This window comes from Rhizobium sp. BR 314, from assembly GCF_047445805.1.
In the GTDB taxonomy this organism is placed as follows: Bacteria; Pseudomonadota; Alphaproteobacteria; order Rhizobiales; family Rhizobiaceae; genus Rhizobium; species Rhizobium lusitanum_B.
In genome coordinates this window covers 124,755-141,566 of the sequence record NZ_JARWLA010000013.1, presented here as the reverse complement: position 1 = coordinate 141,566, position 16,812 = coordinate 124,755, and the positions used below count along the sequence as shown (strand labels likewise).

The following is a 16,812-nucleotide window of genomic DNA, read 5'->3' as shown; positions in this document are numbered from 1 at the left end:
GCCAAATCCAACGGTGGCGCATCGACGAACTATCGTGGATACTTTAGCATCCCAACGTGACTTTCGTTTCGGATGGGGAGTTGTCTGTGGCCGCTACCGCGATGATCCGACGCCTGAACATCTCCGTCTATTAGTATCACCCCATTGTGGTGGCGCAGCCGTGATCGCCGAGATCAAATCACTCGCATGGACTTCAAGCGGAAAGCACTGCTGCTTGCAGTAGCGACAGTAGAGCGGCGGAGGCGATATGGTCACGCCTCCTTCCGCCGCTCACACCACATATGCTGTGCCGATACCCGGTCTTACTTGTCCTTCAGTACGAGCGCGCTGGTCAAGTCGCCGAGCGGCTTTTGTTTATGGGCAGCGACGGAAGCGTCTCGAACGGTGATGCCGCGGAGGGTCGGCAACTCGTAGCGGCGTGTGATGAAGCGCAGGATGGAGGTCGTGTCCATCGGCGTGTGATCGACATAGCCGTGGCGTGCATAGGGCGAGACGATAATGGCCGGAATACGCGAACCGGGACCCCAACGGTCACCCTTGGGCGGCGCGACATGATCCCAGAGTCCACCATTCTCGTCATAGGTGACGACGACAAGCATATGCGGCCATTGCGGGCTCTTCTCAAGATGCCCGATCAAGTCGGCAATATGGGCGTCACCAGCATCGATATTGGTGTAGCCTGAGTGTTCGTTAAGATTGCCCTGAGGCTTGTAGAACGACACTTGCGGTAGCGTTCCGGCGTCGATTGCCTTGATGAACTCAGCCCCGGCGAGACCGCCATCCCTCAGATGCTCGGCTCGGGCAGGCGTGCCGGGGGCGAAGTTGGCATAATAGTTGAATGGTTGATGGTGATATTGAAAGCTCGGCACCGGGTCCTTGTTGCCATGGTCAAGCACATCCTGCCAGGCACCTCCGTACCAGGCCCACGTCACATGCTTGAGACTAAGCATGTCGCCGATGGTGGGCTCGGTCTGCGCCGGTAAGGTCGTTGGCTTGCCCGGATCGGCAAGCGCCTTGTCTCCATCCGCAGCAGGACCATTTCCGCTAGGTTGATAAGGAGGCTGCATGGTGTTGACGGCATAGAAATCGGGTGTGAGATTGCCATCGCTGACAAATTTCGGGATGCCATCGATTGCCGATTTCGGTGAGTTGGGGGCGGCCTTCAACGTTACCCCATCTGCCTCAACCGCCGCAATGGAAGGTTTGGCAGCACTTGTGTCGGCATTCGCGTAATATGGCGCGCAGGCGCAGATCAGCCATTGATGGTTGAAGAAGGAGCCGCCGAAAGCGCCCATGAAGAAGTTGTCGGCCAGTACGTATTTCTGCGCGACCTTCCACATAGGCATCTTCGAGCCATCCCAGAGGCTCATCGTCAATGCGCCTGAATCGGCATAGGCGACGAACTTGTCGTTTCGGCCGCCGTTGATCTGCATCTGGTTCTGGTAGTAGCGGTGCCATAGATCGCGCGTGATCGTATTCATGGCGATGTTAAAGCCCTTGGGATCATCCGCGCGGAATGGGCGATTGGGCAGGTGCTCGGTCGCAGCCTGTGTTATTGGTGGCGTCACGCCTTTGGCAGTGAGGCCCTCCCAGATCGGTGGTAGTTCCTTAAACGGCTTGCCGTCCCGGTCGCGCTGGATCCGTGCGCTTGCCGGCGCCTTCGAGACACCGTTAGCGCCTGGGAAGTTGCCATAGAGATTGTCGAAACTGCGGTTTTCCGCATAGATCACGACGACGGTGTCGATCAGCTTCAGGTCACTGGCGGCTTTCCCGTTTGGTCCGGTCTTTGTGTCAGAACTTCCGGCAAAAGCAGGGCCAAAAACGGCCACGGAAAGACCTAACGCACTGATGGCTGCAGCAGTGATCGACTTCATTTGGATTTTCCTCTCCAGGATTTCGGTGGATGCGCCTCCACCTCAATGAGGCAGCATATTCTGGCGGGTAGCCAAGGCAAGTGCTAATTGAAACAGGTCCAAAACCCGGCTAACGATGACGGCCGGATGATATGTGACATTGTGGTAAGGGATAGCGACCATAGCGATGCAATTGACGCCGCATAGGGGACAATGGCTCAGGATTGGCGGTGTCGCCGCAATGTTGCTGTTGACGACCTCGGTCCAATTGGGTCAGGCCCTGTCGCGCGACGAGGTGCGACGACAGACATCAGCGCTGGCAGCACTCGGCAAGGCTCTCTTCTTCGATCCATCGCTATCGGCATCAGGCAGAACAGCCTGTTCCTCCTGCCACGACCCTTCCCATGCATTCGGGCCGGCTAACGATCGCTCGGTTCAGCTCGGCGGCGGCGATCTGAATCAGGTGGGGTTGCGGGCGGCGCCCTCGCTCAAATATCTGCAGGTCGTCCCGCCCTTTAGCGAGCACTTCTTCGAATCCGAGGATGAGGCGGACGAAAGCATCGACAACGGACCGACCGGCGGTCTGACCTGGGACGGTCGGGTCGATCGCGGCAGTGAGCAAGCCAAAATTCCACTGCTTTCCGATTTCGAGATGGGCAATAAAAGCGGAGTTGAGGTCGGTCGCCACGTGCTAAAGGCGGGCTACGGCAAGGCGATCGCTGATATCGCGGGGCCGAAGGCTGGCGGCGACCCAGCGATTGCGTTTCGCACCGCGCTCAAGGCGCTTGAGGTGTTTCAGCAAGACTATAAGACCTTCTATCCCTACTCGAGCAAATATGACGCAGTGTTGGCCGGCAAGGTCGCGCTCACCCCTCAGGAGGCAAGAGGGCTTGAATTGTTCAATGCCCCTGACAAGGGCAATTGCGCGTCCTGTCATGTCAGTCAGCGCGGACACGACGGCACGCCGCCACAGTTTACCGACTATGGGCTGATTGCCATCGGAGTGCCCCGTAACCGCGATATTCCTGCCAACAAGGATCCGGCATTCCGCGACCTTGGTTTGTGCGGACCTTTGCGCACTGACTTTATCGGACGTCAGGAATATTGCGGGCTGTTTCGTACGCCAACGCTGCGCAATGTCGCCCTGCGTAAGGTTTTCTTCCACAATGGCGGTGTTCATTCGTTGCAAGACGCAGTGCGCTTTTATGTCGAGCGGGAGACCCATCCGGAGCGTTGGTACCCACGAAAACCCGATGGCAGCCTCGATAAATATGACGATCTGTCGGAGGAGGCGAAAGCCAACGTCAACATAGATCCCCCCTTTGATCGCAAAGCGGGCGAAGAGCCAGCGCTTTCTTCAACTGAGATTGATGATGTGGTTGCCTTTCTTGCCACGCTTAGCGATGGTTACGAGCCGCCAAAGTGAGACGGACGCCCCGTGCGTGGCCGCTGCGCCTTTGATTTCGTGGCGCCGTTTGACCTCAGGTCGAGAAGGCCAAGGACGGAATCGGCACCTTTGCCCGAAGCGTTGATCTTGCCGTCGTCACCGATCTGAAGCTCGGCGCCATTGGCGAAACTAAGAGACCAGCCATCATCTGAAATGGTTCGGCGCCTGTCCGTCAGCTCGATCCCTGCTGCCGAAACCACTGCAATCACTTTGTCAACGTCCATGCTCGTGCTCTCCCTGTTGCTCCACTTTACTCATCCGAAACCTGAGCTGGCTCACTTCATTCCCATCACCGACCCAAACAGCCTCTCGCGAGATCGTCCTGAGGGAACGCGGACTACCTTCAGACCCACCTTACCAAAACTAATTGAAATGAGCTCGACATCGTTACACACTTCGCTGGTCGGTAACGATGCACTTCCTTTCGCACTTCGAGGGCGCCGTCCCAAATTTGCCCTGCCGTAAACTCGGCGGGGAGCTTGGGATTCCGACTCTTTGCCTGCGCCCTGTCGTCTCTAGCCTGATATCGGCGACCAATGCTGGGGTCTCAGCCCCAGCGCGTGGTCCACAATAGACGTGCGTCATTGAGTTCGGCTCACGAATCTCTGCGGAACTGGATCGCAAACCAACGGTGCGGTAGCGGATCTGGGTGCTTGCTTATCGTGCCTCTATGCGCATTGAGCTTAGCAGCGCATCGATCAAGCCCGGGAACCGCGCATTCAAGTCCTCGCGGCGGAGAGATAACAGAAGCTCTCGGCCCGAAGGTTTTTGCCAGACGACGCCACTTTCACGCAGCGCGCGCCAATGATACGTCAATGTCGACTTCGAAACACCCTCAAGGATAGAGCCGCAAGGATGCTCTCCCCCGTCGGCGAGTTTTTTCAGGACACGTAGACGCGTCGGATTGCCGAGCGCCGCCAGCACGTTTGCAAGCTCGATCTGGTCGCGAGATGGGTGAAAAGGCAACATGAGATATAATTGTCCAAATGTACGCGTATTGTCAAACTATTTTTTAATGGTACGTATATACGCGTACAATCGTACGTGCCGCGCTGAAGCCGGCTTGCTAGACCTGTCTGGGGATTTTCATGGATGCTTATAATCAAACGCGATCTCATCACGGCCAAACTGGCCTTGGCTGGAGCTTGGTGCTTCTTGCCTTCGCCCAGCTCATTACCTCTCTCGATTTCAATATCGTCTATGTTGCGCTGCCGGAGTTGGGCGCCAGGCTCGGATTCACCAATCAGTCCCTGCAATGGGTCGTCAGTGCCTACGCATTGACCTTTGGCGGTTTTCTGCTCCTTGGCGGTCGGGCAGCCGATCTTCTTGGTCGACGCACCATGTTCATCGGCGCATTGCTGATTTATGCCCTGTCGTCGCTGCTCGGCGGACTAGCAACAAACTCAACTCTCATTATCGCTGCTCGCGCGCTCCAGGGTATGGGCGGAGCGCTTCTATTTCCGGCCACGCTCTCTCTGATCAACACGATCTTCAAGGAGGGGACGGCGCGCAACAGAGCGCTTGCCGTGTGGGGTGGAGCCGGCGCCAGCGGGCTTACGCTCGGGTCGCTTCTCGGCGGTTTTCTCACTCAGTCGTTTGGTTGGTCCTCGGTATTTTTCGTCAATGTACCGCTGGCGCTGATCGTTGTCCTCGGTGCGATCGTCGCAATTCCAAAAGATGCTGCCGGAAGCCTAAGCGGGCGATTTGATATTGCCGGAGCCGTCACCGTGACAGGTGGTGTCACCCTTCTCGTTTTCTCCCTCATTCAGGGACCCTCATATGGTTGGAGCGCGCCTCTGGTTCTGGCCTCCGATGCCTGTGCCGCCCTCCTGCTTTTGGCGTTCATTGCCGTTGAGGGCCGTAGTCGAGAACCGCTCATGCCGCTTCGATTGTTCGCCAATCGCAGCCTCGTCACGGCCATGCTGATCACCTTCATCTTCATGGGCACTTTCAGCGCACTGCCTTATTTTCTAACTGTACTCTTTCAGAGGGTCATGGGTTACGACGCGCTTCAGACCGGGCTTGCCTTTCTCGTTCCGTCTTTGTCGATTGCACTTGGTACCCAGATCGGTGAGCGGTTGGCGACAAAACGCGGGACGCAATACACTCTCATGATCGGTCTCATCATCGGTGCTGCCGGTACCGCCATCCTTGGTCGTTGCATCTATCCGGGTGGTGGTTACCTTGTACTCGTCCCCGGGCTGATCGTTGCCGGTATAGGCCAGGGTATGACGTGGACGGGCATGTGGATTGCCGCTGCGGCCGGTGTCGACGCGAAGGAACAGGGTGTTGCATCCGGTATGGCATCGACCAGCCTTCAGGTTGGTGGCGCCGTCGGTCTGGCGGTGTTGGTTGCGATCGCAGGCTCTTCTTTTGATGGCTCCGCTGTGGGCATGTCACACCTTAGTATCGTTGAAGGAACGCGAAATGCCATCTATGGGGCAGCTATCGGAATATGCGTTGCGCTTGTCGTCGCGCTATCGGCTCGACGGTCCGCTGAGTAGCAAAAATCATTGTCGACTTCCGGGTAGAAGGGCAACTGCTGCCCTCTCGAACTGAAAGCCCTGGTCGTCCCCCCTTGTCCTCCGCTCCTCTGACAAGAGGGGGCCATCTGGATAGTCGTCTGCGCCAAGATCCAGGTCCTCAGCTCGCCCCAGCGGCGCGTTTCTCGCCGTCAGCACAATGACAGATGTCACGCTGCTTGCGCGATGCAGCTGATAGCCTGACAGCGAGAAACGCGCCCATCTTCGACCAGCGAGGGTCGTATCGCCCTATCACCTCCCCCGTCATTTTCTGGTCAGACATAAGTCTCGTCCATCGAATTTTCGACTGCTCGATAAACTCACTTGATCGAGCCGCATTTCAAACCTCCTCAGCATGGTATTGCAAATTTGCAAAAATAAATTGCAAGAAAATTGAAATGTGCTATCGAATATCGGCAGCGCCGGACATTGCAACGGCGCTTGCGGTCGGGAGGAGGACCATGGCCATGAGTTTGCAGGGGAAAGTTACACGCCGAACCTTCGGCAAGGCAGCGATTGCACTGGCAGCGACAATGACCTGGACCAGCATTGGCTGGGCGCAAGATCTATCCGGGGAAATATCAGTCTGGACCTGGAAAACGCCGGGCGAGGGCCTCAAGGCCGCAGTGCCAGCGTTCAACAAGAAATATCCGAATGTGAAAGTCACCATCGAAGACGTCGGCAATCCGGCGATATGGGACAAAATCACAACCGGTATGGCGGCTGGCGGCATTGGTTTGCCCGATATCATGAACATTGGCATCGACTACATGGGAAACTATGTTGAGACGTTTCCCGATGGCCTTGTCGATTTAAATGCGCTCGGCGCCAAGGATCTGGCCGGCAAGTTTCCAACTGGCGTCTGGGCGAGCGGCTCCGGTGCGGATGGCAAAGTGTACGGCATTCCCTACGAAGCGAACACGGCTGGATTTTTCTATCGAAAGGACCTGTTCGACAAGGCCGGCATCGACATTTCCAAGATCGAGACCTGGGATGACATGCTCAAGGCCGGCGTGACGCTCAAGCAGAAGACCGGCGTGCCGATGTTCGGCACGGACAAGGCGGCGACCAGGCAGGAGGCGTCGAATCTGTGGCAATTGCTGGCGGCCCAGCAGGGTAGCTTCTTCTTCGATGCCAAGGGCGATATCGCCATGAATGATGCTGCAGGTGTGCGTGCGCTGACGATCATGAAGCAGGCCAATGACGCCGGGATCATGGCCGACATCCCCGGTGGCTGGGATTCGACGATCAAGCAGGTAAAGGGTGAGATCGGGGTGGCGGTGTTGCCCGTCGCCTCATGGATGGCGGGCGTCATTCGAGCTCAGGCACCCGACATGAAGGGTAAGTGGGCCGTCCGCCGCCCACCGGCGGTTGAGTCCGGCGGGTTGACCGCGGCCGTCACCGGCGCCACTTATCTTTCCATCAACGCACAGAGCGCCAACAAGGACGCTGCATGGGCCTTCATCAACTTCGCCCTCGGCACGCTTGAAGGTCAGAAGCTCGTCTACGGTGGTGGCGGTCTGTTCCCGGGTTATAAGCCGTTGATCGAAAGCGCCGATTTTGTCGCTCCCGATCCATATTATGATGGCGAGAAGGTCAACCAGCTGTTCGTGGACGAACTGGCGCAAAAGACGCCTGCCATCAATTTCACGGGAGATTATGCGCAGGCGCTGAAGGCCTACATGGATGCGCAGACCCAGGTATTGCTGAAGGGCGTCGATCCGAAACAGGCGCTCGATGCGGCAGCAACGCTAGTTGCCGGCCAGACCGGCCGTAAAATCAAGCAATAATGTCTTCCGGCGCCCGCACCCACCCGGCGGGCGCCCGTTCCACCGCACCTCTCAGGCACCGGTACCCTCGTCATGACCATCGACAGAACATTCGCAATGGATAAGAGATTTGTGGTCAGCCGCGCGGTGGTTAAACCAAAAGGTCAATTTTTCCGGCGATTGACCCCATATCTCTTTCTAAGTCCGGTCTTCATTCTCTTTATTGCGTTCAAACTCTACCCATACGGCTATGCATTCTGGCTGAGCTTCACGAGCAGACGTGGGGGAAAAGTCACTTTTGTAGGGGTGGACAATTATCTCCGGCTACTTGGCGATCCTCTGTTTCGCAAGGCTCTCTCCAATACCGCGACGATTCTTGCCATTCAGGTGCCGATCATGCTCGTGCTCGCCATTGCGTTGGCCGTTGCATTCAATTCTATCCTGCTGAAGCTTCGCAGCTTGTGGCGCATGACATATTTTGTGCCGATCGTCATGGGATTGGTTGCCTACGGTATCCTACTTTCGATGCTGCTGAACAATCAGTACGGCCTCGTCAACTATGCGCTCAATGCCGCGGGATTGCCGCGTATTCCATGGTTGGCGGATCCGTTCTGGGCGCAAATATCGATCATGCTGGCGCTGACATGGCATTATACCGGCCAGAAGGCCATCATCTATCTCGCACAGCTGCAGACTATCCCGTCGGATCTCTACGAAGCTGCAGCAATTGATGGCGCCAGCGGTTTTCAGCAGTTCCGGCATGTAACCCTTCCCGGACTTAAGCCGGCCATTATCCTAACGACCGTGCTGTCCAGTATCGGTACCTTGCAGCTTTTTGACGAACCCTATGTCCTTACCAATGGTGGACCTGACAATGCGACACTTACCATCGGCATGTATCTCTATCTGAACGGGTTCAAGTATTTCGATTTTGGCTATGCATCCACGATCGGCTATGCGCTGACCATTATCATTGGTGTTGTCTCATTCATCCAGTTTCGCTTGCTCGGAGATGCTCGCTCATGATGGTCGGTTCTCAATCCAACTTTGGCCCTACGCGCTCGATCGCCCTCAATTTGGTCATAGCATTGGGCGGTCTTTTTATGGTCGCGCCATTTTATTGGTTGCTGATCGCCAGTACCCAACCAGGCACGTCATTCTTCAGCAGTCGGCCCATATTGCTGCCCGGAACGAGCCTTTGGGCGAACTTGTCACGGCTCTTCAGCGAGACTGAATTTGCCATGGCGATCGTCAATTCAACGGTTGTCGCTGCGCTCTACACATTCTTCGGCATGATCGTCTGTTCCATGGCAGGCTACGCTTTCGCCAAATTTCGTTTCGTCGGACAGAGCTTTTTGTTTGGTGTCGTTCTGCTGGCATTGGCATTGCCGTCGCAGGTGACCCTCGTGCCGCTGTTTCAGATCATGGTAGCGCTCAAATGGCTGAACACCTATCAGGCCCTGATCCTGCCGAACCTGGCCCTGCCATTCGGAATTTTCCTCATGCGGCAGTCGATGACATCGATTCCGGACGAACTCATAGAGGCAGCTCGCATGGACGGTGCCGGTGAAGTTCGAATCTTTGCGCAGATCGTAATTCCTGTCGTGCGGCCGGCACTGGCGGCGCTCGCGATCTTTCTGTTTCTGGCTCAGTGGAACGAGTTCGTCTACGCGCTGATCGTGTTGCGCGAAAAGCATGCGTATACGATTCCGGTCGCACTGGCGTCCATGCTGGATTCCCGCGGAACCGATTACGGCGCGCTGCTGACAGGAACCATGCTTTCGGTTCTCCCGGTCCTCGGGGTTTTCCTCCTTCTCCAAAGACACTTCGTGGCCGGCATGCTTGCCGGCGCCGTCAAACAGTAAAACTCAGGAGCTTGTCCTTGATACTCGAAGAATTCGCATCGGATTTGGTGCGCCTTAACGGAACCTGGGCCGGCGCATTGGTCGACATCTCCAAGGATGCGCACCTGGCTGAAGAAGGCAGGTCGAACGATCTCAACGTCTTGAAGATTATTCCCGGTGAAAGTGATGTGTTTCGTGTCGCCATCCGGATTCCTCTCGAATGTGCGGAAGGATACTGGTATCCGGCCGGGCTGCACGAGCGGCCGTTGATGCCGGACTGGAAGGGGACAGATACGATCGGCATCGTGTCATCCTCACCACTCGGTTGTCTCTACGACGGCGACGGTCGAGCAATGCTTGGTTACGCGACAGATTGGCTGGTGAAGGACTGCCAGCTGCAGTTTGGCGTCTCGGAAGAGGAGATGGCCTTTGTCATCCTCATCCAGCGCAAGCGCGCGGTCGCTGGGGAGCCTCTACAACTCGCTTTGGCCGATCGAGGCGATACGCTTTCCAGGACCATCGCCGGTTTGCGCCAATGGCAGACAAAGCGTGTTGGCAAAGTGGGTCGCAATCTGCCGGAAGCCGCCAAGGCACCGGTTTACTCCACCTGGTACGCCTATTCCCAGGCAATCGATGCAAGTCTTATCGAGGCTGACGCTCTGGTTGCGCGCGACATCGGATGTCGTGCCGTTTTCATCGATGATGGCTGGCAGAAGATGGCCAATGGTCGCTGGTATGCGGGATGCGGCGATTGGCTGCCCGATGCCGGCAAGTTTCCCGATTTCAGGGCGCATGTGGCTCGGCTGAAAGCTCTTGGCATGTCGGTCGTCGTCTGGGTAGCTCCGCTGTTGCTGGGCAATAAAAGCGATGCATTTTCTCATATGGCTGTCTATGCTCCGCATCACGCGCCTCGTCTGCGCGCAAACATACTCGATGTGCGTTTTCGCGAGGTGCGCGACTTCTTCGTGTCGAGCTGTCTGCGGGTGATCGAGGATTATGATCTCGACGGACTGAAAATAGACTTTCTGAACGATGCGACCGTCTATGTCGGCACTCGAGGTCGCGGCGACATCAATGACGTTGGCGAAGCGATGCAACAGACGCTCGAGCAGCTTTGCTGCTCGCTTGAAGAGCGAGGGCGCGCCGACGCGATCATTGAATTCCGTCAACCCTATGTGAATACAGCTGTGGCGGCTTATGCGAATGTGGTTCGCGCTTTCGATTGCCCTACCGATGTGGTGGTGGGGCGTCGTGCGATTATCGATACGCGCATGACGTCAAGCGCCGTGGTTCATTCCGACCCGTTGGTCTGGGATCGTTCAGGAGGTGCCCAAGCGGCGGCACGCCAGATTCTGGCGGGATATTTTTCGGTGCCGCAAATATCCATGCGGCTGACCGAGCTTCCCTCGGACCAGCGCGTGGTGATCAATCATGTTCTTGCTCATTGGGAGCGAACACGGGATATCGTCATTCATGGGGAACTGGATGGCGGACTTCCTTCTGCTGGCTACCCCGTCGTCCAATGTGTCGACGGCGCGGGAAATGGCGTCATCGGTGTCTATAGCGACACAATCGTGGATCTGGATTGCTCGGTATTCAGGCAACTGACCTTGCTCAACGCGACCACCAAAAGCAAGCTTGTCCTCCGTTTGAGCGGAGCACCGGCGGAGGTGATCGTCGACGTGAGCGATATGGTCGGGGCTCGCGTTCGGATAGCGAGCCACCGGCTCGATCAGGGGTTCTGGCTCGTTGATGTTCCGCCTTGCGGGATTGCCGTGCTCGATATACGGAGGGTGGACGAATAGATGAGCTCAGAGGAAGTCTGACTGCTGGAATGAAGGAAAAGCCGACCCCAAAACCACGGAAAGGGCGCCCCAGCGCCAGCAATGTAGCATTGGCGACGGTTGCCGAAATGGCTGGCGTCAGCGAAGCAACCGTTAGTCGTGTGCTCAACAGGCGCTATGGGATAGCGAGTGCTACGCGGCAAGCAGTTGAGGACGCTTTGCGCAAGTCCGGCTACGAACGGAGCACGCGCGGCAACATCGTTCTCATCCTGGTGCCGGGCTTGGCGAGTTTCTTTTTTTCCGATTTGTGCGACGCGTTCGCCGTCGAGCTGGGTCGCGCCGGATTAAACACCATCGTCGGGCCGGTCTATCCCGGAACCGTTCAGGAGCGTGATTATGTCGAGTCCCTGGTTCACCGCGGTATCGCTGCGGTGGTGTTCCTTTCGGCAAGCAATACGCTCGTGAATTCCGATCCTGTCGCGCATCAGTTGCTGCACGAACGTGGTGTACCTTTCGTCACCTTCAATGGGGCGTTTGCCGGAGTTGAAGCGCCAGTCTTCTCTACAGACGACCGGCGTGCGGCGGAACTGGCAGTCGGACATCTCTATGATCTCGGCCACCGCAGAATCGGCATCTGCACCGGCCCCGAAGGCAATATGCCCGCCGACCGAAGGCTTGAGGGCTTCCTGACGGCAATGAGGCGCCGGAATATCGCCGGCGTCGAGAAGCTTTGGGTAAGGCAGCCCTACGGGACTGAAGGAGGTCGGCGCGGAGCGGAGATGCTGCTCGCCGAGGGTGTCACAGGGATCGTTGCGGCCAGTGACGAGATGGCACTTGGCGCCATCAGGCATATCACGCGGGAAGGCTTGCATGTCCCGAGCGATATTTCGGTGGTCGGCTACAACGATTCACGCTGGCTGGATTTTACGGATCCTCCGCTTACCAGTGTGCGGCAGCCGGTGGATGATATTGTTAGAAGCATCACATCCACCCTCAATGACATTATCGCCAACAGATCCTATGGTGTTGGTGAAATTCTGCTTGAGCCGGAACTGCGGGTCCGTGGTTCTACTGCCCCGGTGCCACCGGATAGGTGAGTGTTGTCGCTCTGGTCGCGGAGCTGGAGGCGGCCGTTCAGAAAACCAAAGACTCTCCGAAATCCTGAAGGAAACTCGAGGCTCAGGTCAAAGGTGATCGCCTCGACTACGCAATCGTCGGTCAGATCAACGCGAGACCCGACCTGCTTGGCGTCGGGAGTGCAGATATCGCGATGACTGGCTGCGGTGTTGGGCCGAATGCGACACTTTTCGAGTTTCATCCGGAGAATATCAGCCAGCAGGCGCTGTCGTCGCTGAGAAATCACCGCGAACCCGGGATGCCACGCCAGAAAATGGCGGTAATCCCGGCTCCGTCTTCATGAACGACTGGATCGTTGCTATCATGAGAATGACAAAAGCATCGAAGCGTCCAGGGCCTCAACCAGGTCCGGCGACAGGCAAGTCGGGAAGTGATGACGTGGGAAACGCTCTTTCTCCCGCAGGCACAATAGGTTCTGATCAGTCTCTACTTGCCGCAAATCCGGCATCAACTCGTTTGCGGAGATTAACAAAGGCCGAGAAGATTGCGCCCTTCTGTCCTGTCGAACACCGTGCGGAGCCAGTCCGCCGCGAAGTCCTTGACTGGCCGGAAAAGGGTGAGGCTCACGGCGGCGGGCCGCAACATCGGTGTGTAAGCTCGAACTTATATCGGCAAATCCACACTATATGCCAAGGCGCTGCTGCCCATATTGCGACTGTTGTGCTCGCAGATACTCCAGCATCCGCGCGATCCCCTCGTGTAGATGGACCAACGGCGCCAGCCCGTAGGAGCGTTGCAGGGCCGTATCACCGCAGCGGTAGAAGACACCTTCGGGATGGTTCGACCGCCCCGTGACCGTCGGCTGCCAGCCGATCCGCTGACTGATGGCCTCGGCCAATTCGATGAAGGATATTGCAATTCCGGTGGACAGATTGAGGCTGGCACCGTCGGGAAGCAATTCCTTCGTTTGCCAGATGAATTCGATGCAGTCGGAAATATGGATGAAATCACGGCACTGACGGCCTGAACCCCAAACAAAGACCTCCGCCGCGCCTTGCTCTGCAAGCAGACGGCGACATATCGCCGGGAAAGGGTAAGCCAAATCCTGATCCTCGCCGTAGCCGCTGAACGGCCTGTATGCGATGGCGCGCTGGCCATAGCGCTCGACATAGAGGTTCATCAGATATTCGCCGGTCAGTTTCGCCCAGCCGTAGCTGAGGTCCGGCATACCGATGGCCGCGTCGAAATTGATCATCTCCTCCGACAGCAGTCGATGATTGTCGACGGTCTGCAGTGATACAGGATAGGCAGCACTAGAGCTGAAGAATATCACCGAACCCGGTTTGGCGCGTGCGGCCCACTGCCATAGCTTCGCATCGACAGCCAGATCTTCGGCGACGTCGAGCGCCTGCGTCTCGAGCGTCACGCGACCGCCGACCAGCGCGGCCAGATGGAAGACATAATCAAAATACTCCGGCGGGCGAGCGAAGAATGCGCGGCAGTCTTCCTGGAGAAAGACCAAATGGGAACGCGCAAATGACCGCCACAGATCAGGATGAAGCGCGCCCGTCCCCATGACCAGGGGATCGACGCAGACGACATCCAGTCCTTCCGCGACAAGCCGCCGGATAAGATGTCGACCAACGAAGCCGCAACCGCCCGTCACCAAAGCACGTGCCATTGTCCATCCCCCAACTAATGCGCAAGAAAACCGCTGCGCCCCGTATAAATGTCCACTATTCGGCGCCTCCATTCCGCCCTGCTCGGCGCGATGCGTTGGCCAAGGGCAAACGCACCCTCGCTCAGTCTTCGCATCAGGTGGTCGTCATCCGTCGCAGCCAATTTCTCGGCCAGCGAATCCGCATCGCCGCTTTCGAAGACCAGACCGGCGCCGTTGTTTTCGACCTCCGTCGCAATCAGCGCATTGCTGCTGACAATCACCGGGATGCCGGACATCAACGCCTCGGCTGCGACCAGACCGTAAGGCTCAGGCATACGCGACGGCATGACGAAGACGCGCGCTTCGCCGGCAAGCCTCGTTACCTCCTCATCACTTAGCCAGCCGGGCACGAAGCAATGCGGCAGAGCGCGCTGCATCTCCCCAAGCAACGGTCCGCGACCGATGAGTGTCGCCGTCCTTCCGGTCTTGTTGAGCGCATCCGCCAGTGTTCGCACTCCTTTCTCCCAGCACATGCGGCCGAGAAAGATGGTGCGGTGGTTGCGCCATGCTTCTACCGGTCCCCGCGTCAACGGCTCAGTCGGTGTGCGCAGCGTCGTAAAATGCTGGAGAGGGCCGGAGCGCAGATGCGCCTCCATGTTTTCATGCGCCAGCACGATGCCGATGCGGCCCCAAAAATCCTCGCCGACATTCCGCTGCGTCAAAGTACGGCGGAAACGCCAGAGCTTGTGGAAGTAGTTGCGCTTGTCGCAATTGCTCGTCAGACATGCGGCGGACAGCGGCTTGACATGGCAGACATCGCCGCTGCGAAAATCGATAAGTCCTCCGTTCGGACAATTCAAGAAGAAGTCATGCGCGGTGACAATGACCCTGGCCTCATGTTTGGCAAGCGCATAAAAGATCGATGGCGACAGGATCTGCGACCAGCCATGGACATGCACGACGGTCTCCTCCGCCGATTCCTGAAGCAATCCTTCCATCGCCTCGTAGGCGCGCCGGTTGTAATTCTTTGTGAAAACATCGGTGAAGGTCGGACCTTCCCGAAGAGGACGCTCGCCAAGCGCAACTGTCCGGATGCCGGAAAACTGCGGCTTGAGGCCTTCACCGTCATCGCCGACCAGCACGGCGCAAGTCAGACCAGCATCCCTGCTTGCCTCAAGACATTGCAACGCCACCTTGGTCGCACCACCGCGAACGGTTGAAACATCATTGACGAGTATGAGACGCATGAGATTCGAAACTTGCCCCCCTTATGTCTCTGGCCCGGATGAAAGATATTGGTGTCTCCCATCACAGGCCCGACAGATATAAAGCGACCTAACCCCGTGACATTTCAATTCATCCATTCGCAGGAGGGCATCCTGCTTTCAGGTTGAATCACGCCGTTGCAGGCTGTTCCTCGCCGACCGACCGCCGCGCGCCAGGTGGTACCTTGCGCGGCGGTGCCCGTTCTCGCATCTACTGTGGCTGGAACGGCCGAATTCAATGAGCCACAATCGGCATCTGCAACAGTGATGCGGCCATGAATACCTGCTGTCTCAACAGGCTTCCCGCGAAAGGATGCCAATCTGCGATCATTCGGTATCATGTCAGAAGCGGTGAAGCCGCACCGAGAGTTGAAATCCCATCCAGAGCGGCGAAACGGTTAAACAGCCTACTTCAAATAGGATTCTGCGATGGCTCTGTAGATCGCAATAGCCTGATTGAATTTCTCGATCTCGACAAACTCGTCCGTCTGACCGCTCATGCCGAGCTCTCCCGGTCCGATGATCACAAATGGCGTTTCGAAGGCCGAGGTGTAGATCGTCGCATCGGAATAGTAGGCCACACCCGATATCCGAGGAGCCTGCGATCGGTTTGCAGCGCAGGCCTGCAGGCAGGTTTGCGTGAATGGATGGTCGATGGCGGTCTCGACGGACGGCTTGAAGTCGAGGATCTCCAAATCCAGCCCTAACGGTTCCAGCAGATCGATTATTTCCGAGGGAGTGGTTCCGGGGTGGATCCTCACGTCGATGTCGACGAAGCAGCGATCAGGCGTCACGTTCACCGCCGCGCCTCCATGGATCGTCCCGATCCGGATTGTCGGCTCCGGTAGAAGCGGATGATCCGTGCAAGGCAGTCGGACGGACTGAATCTTCGGAAGAACGTATGCCATCTTCATGATCGCATTGTCGCCGCCATCACCCGAAACATGCCCGACACGGCCGAAAACCGTTGCGCGTAACCACAGGACACCCATTTCGGCAATGATGAGCTCAAGGGATGAGGGCTCGCTGACCAAAATGGCTCCCGCCTCGGCGAATGTCCGCCGTTCCACAAAGCGCTTCGCACCGAGACAGTTGGAGCTCTCACCAGCGGAGAAAGCGAGCAGCAGGTCACCGGTCAGCGGCGTTCCCGTGGTCGCGATCTCAAGAAGCGCGGCCGTCATGGCGACAACGCCGCTTTTCATATCCGATGCGCCGCGACCATATAGACGGCCGTCCCTGATATGACCACCGAACGGCTCCTGCGTCCATCCGGTGGTTCCGACTGGGACCGTATCGAGATGAGCGGAGAAGACGAGCGGAGGCTTTGTGCCGGCGCCGGGCAGGCGCGCCAGGAGATTGGCCCGTCCCGGCGCAAACTCATCCAGTTCCACTTGGACTCCGGCGCGGATCAATTCCGCCTCGAGGCTGCGCGCCACCTCGATTTCCCGGCCTGGTGGATCGCAGCTTTCAATCCTCACAAGTTTGGACAGGAGATCGAGTGGCGTGTCGCATGTTCCGGACGTTAGCTTGTCTTCGATATACATCGCAATTCACCTCTGAACTTGTTCGATCGATTAAAAAAACGGAGGTG

14 protein-coding genes are annotated in these 16,812 nt (G+C 57.4%); 7 read left to right on the top strand and 7 right to left on the bottom strand.

Annotated features, from left to right (window positions below; all coding sequences use genetic code 11):
- Positions 1-302 precede the first annotated feature (302 nt).
- Positions 303-1,874 carry an acid phosphatase gene (locus QD461_RS18110; protein ID WP_414088991.1) on the bottom strand — a complete coding sequence of 524 codons (1,572 nt, stop codon included), beginning with the start codon at positions 1,872-1,874 and terminating at the stop codon, positions 303-305.
- Positions 1,875-2,094: 220 nt separating this feature from the next.
- On the opposite strand from QD461_RS18110, the gene QD461_RS18105 reads away from it, so the two are divergent.
- Positions 2,095-3,279: a cytochrome-c peroxidase gene (locus QD461_RS18105; RefSeq protein WP_414088990.1), complete on the top strand. Its 1,185-nt coding sequence runs from the start codon at positions 2,095-2,097 to the stop codon at positions 3,277-3,279.
- On the opposite strand, the gene QD461_RS18100 is transcribed toward QD461_RS18105, so the two are convergent.
- A complete protein-coding gene (locus tag QD461_RS18100) occupies positions 3,261-3,524 on the bottom strand; it encodes a hypothetical protein (protein WP_414088989.1) in 264 nt (87 codons plus the stop codon). The two genes, QD461_RS18105 and QD461_RS18100, sit on opposite strands and share 19 nt — an antisense overlap.
- Positions 3,525-3,957: 433 nt before the next feature.
- Positions 3,958-4,269 carry an ArsR/SmtB family transcription factor gene (locus QD461_RS18095; protein ID WP_414088988.1) on the bottom strand — a complete coding sequence of 104 codons (312 nt, stop codon included), beginning with the start codon at positions 4,267-4,269 and terminating at the stop codon, positions 3,958-3,960.
- A 119-nt stretch (positions 4,270-4,388) separates the two neighbouring features.
- Between QD461_RS18095 and QD461_RS18090 the strand changes: the two genes are divergently transcribed.
- From QD461_RS18090 to QD461_RS18080, 3 genes are all read left to right on the top strand, one after another.
- Entirely contained in the window at positions 4,389-5,804 is a 1,416-nt protein-coding gene (locus QD461_RS18090; protein WP_414088987.1) for an MFS transporter, read from the top strand.
- A 479-nt stretch (positions 5,805-6,283) separates the two neighbouring features.
- Positions 6,284-7,612 carry an ABC transporter substrate-binding protein gene (locus QD461_RS18085; protein WP_414088986.1) on the top strand — a complete coding sequence of 443 codons (1,329 nt, stop codon included), beginning with the start codon at positions 6,284-6,286 and terminating at the stop codon, positions 7,610-7,612.
- A gap of 72 nt (positions 7,613-7,684) precedes the next feature.
- On the top strand, positions 7,685-8,617 hold the full coding sequence (locus QD461_RS18080) for a carbohydrate ABC transporter permease (RefSeq protein WP_414088985.1): 933 nt from the start codon (positions 7,685-7,687) through the stop codon (positions 8,615-8,617).
- 91 nt (positions 8,618-8,708) lie between these two features.
- Here QD461_RS18080 and QD461_RS18075 read toward each other — a convergent pair whose 3' ends face one another.
- Positions 8,709-8,834 carry a hypothetical protein gene (locus QD461_RS18075; RefSeq protein WP_414088984.1) on the bottom strand — a complete coding sequence of 42 codons (126 nt, stop codon included), beginning with the start codon at positions 8,832-8,834 and terminating at the stop codon, positions 8,709-8,711.
- On the opposite strand from QD461_RS18075, the gene QD461_RS18070 reads away from it, so the two are divergent.
- The 3 genes from QD461_RS18070 (at position 8,833) to QD461_RS18060 (ending at position 12,316) form a co-directional block, all read left to right on the top strand.
- A complete protein-coding gene (locus QD461_RS18070; protein WP_210325754.1) occupies positions 8,833-9,456 on the top strand; it encodes a carbohydrate ABC transporter permease in 624 nt (207 codons plus the stop codon). The genes QD461_RS18075 and QD461_RS18070 overlap by 2 nt on opposite strands.
- A 17-nt stretch (positions 9,457-9,473) precedes the next feature.
- On the top strand, positions 9,474-11,240 hold the full coding sequence (locus tag QD461_RS18065; RefSeq protein ID WP_414088983.1) for a glycoside hydrolase family 36 protein: 1,767 nt from the start codon (positions 9,474-9,476) through the stop codon (positions 11,238-11,240).
- Positions 11,241-11,329: 89 nt separating this feature from the next.
- Positions 11,330-12,316 (top strand): LacI family DNA-binding transcriptional regulator, encoded by a 987-nt coding sequence (locus QD461_RS18060; RefSeq protein ID WP_414088982.1) that lies wholly within the window; start codon positions 11,330-11,332, stop codon positions 12,314-12,316.
- 662 nt (positions 12,317-12,978) lie between these two features.
- On the opposite strand, the gene QD461_RS18055 is transcribed toward QD461_RS18060, so the two are convergent.
- The 3 genes from QD461_RS18055 to QD461_RS18045 all read right to left on the bottom strand — a co-directional run bounded on the left by QD461_RS18055 (position 12,979) and on the right by QD461_RS18045 (position 16,765).
- Positions 12,979-14,049: an NAD-dependent epimerase/dehydratase family protein gene (locus QD461_RS18055; protein ID WP_414088981.1), complete on the bottom strand. Its 1,071-nt coding sequence runs from the start codon at positions 14,047-14,049 to the stop codon at positions 12,979-12,981.
- Positions 13,992-15,203, bottom strand: coding sequence for a glycosyltransferase family 4 protein (locus QD461_RS18050; protein WP_414088980.1), 1,212 nt, complete (start codon positions 15,201-15,203; stop codon positions 13,992-13,994). The genes QD461_RS18055 and QD461_RS18050 overlap by 58 nt, the downstream gene beginning before the upstream one ends.
- 425 nt (positions 15,204-15,628) lie before the next feature.
- Positions 15,629-16,765: a M20 family metallopeptidase gene (locus tag QD461_RS18045; protein WP_414088979.1), complete on the bottom strand. Its 1,137-nt coding sequence runs from the start codon at positions 16,763-16,765 to the stop codon at positions 15,629-15,631.
- Between the last annotated feature and the right edge of the window lie 47 nt (positions 16,766-16,812).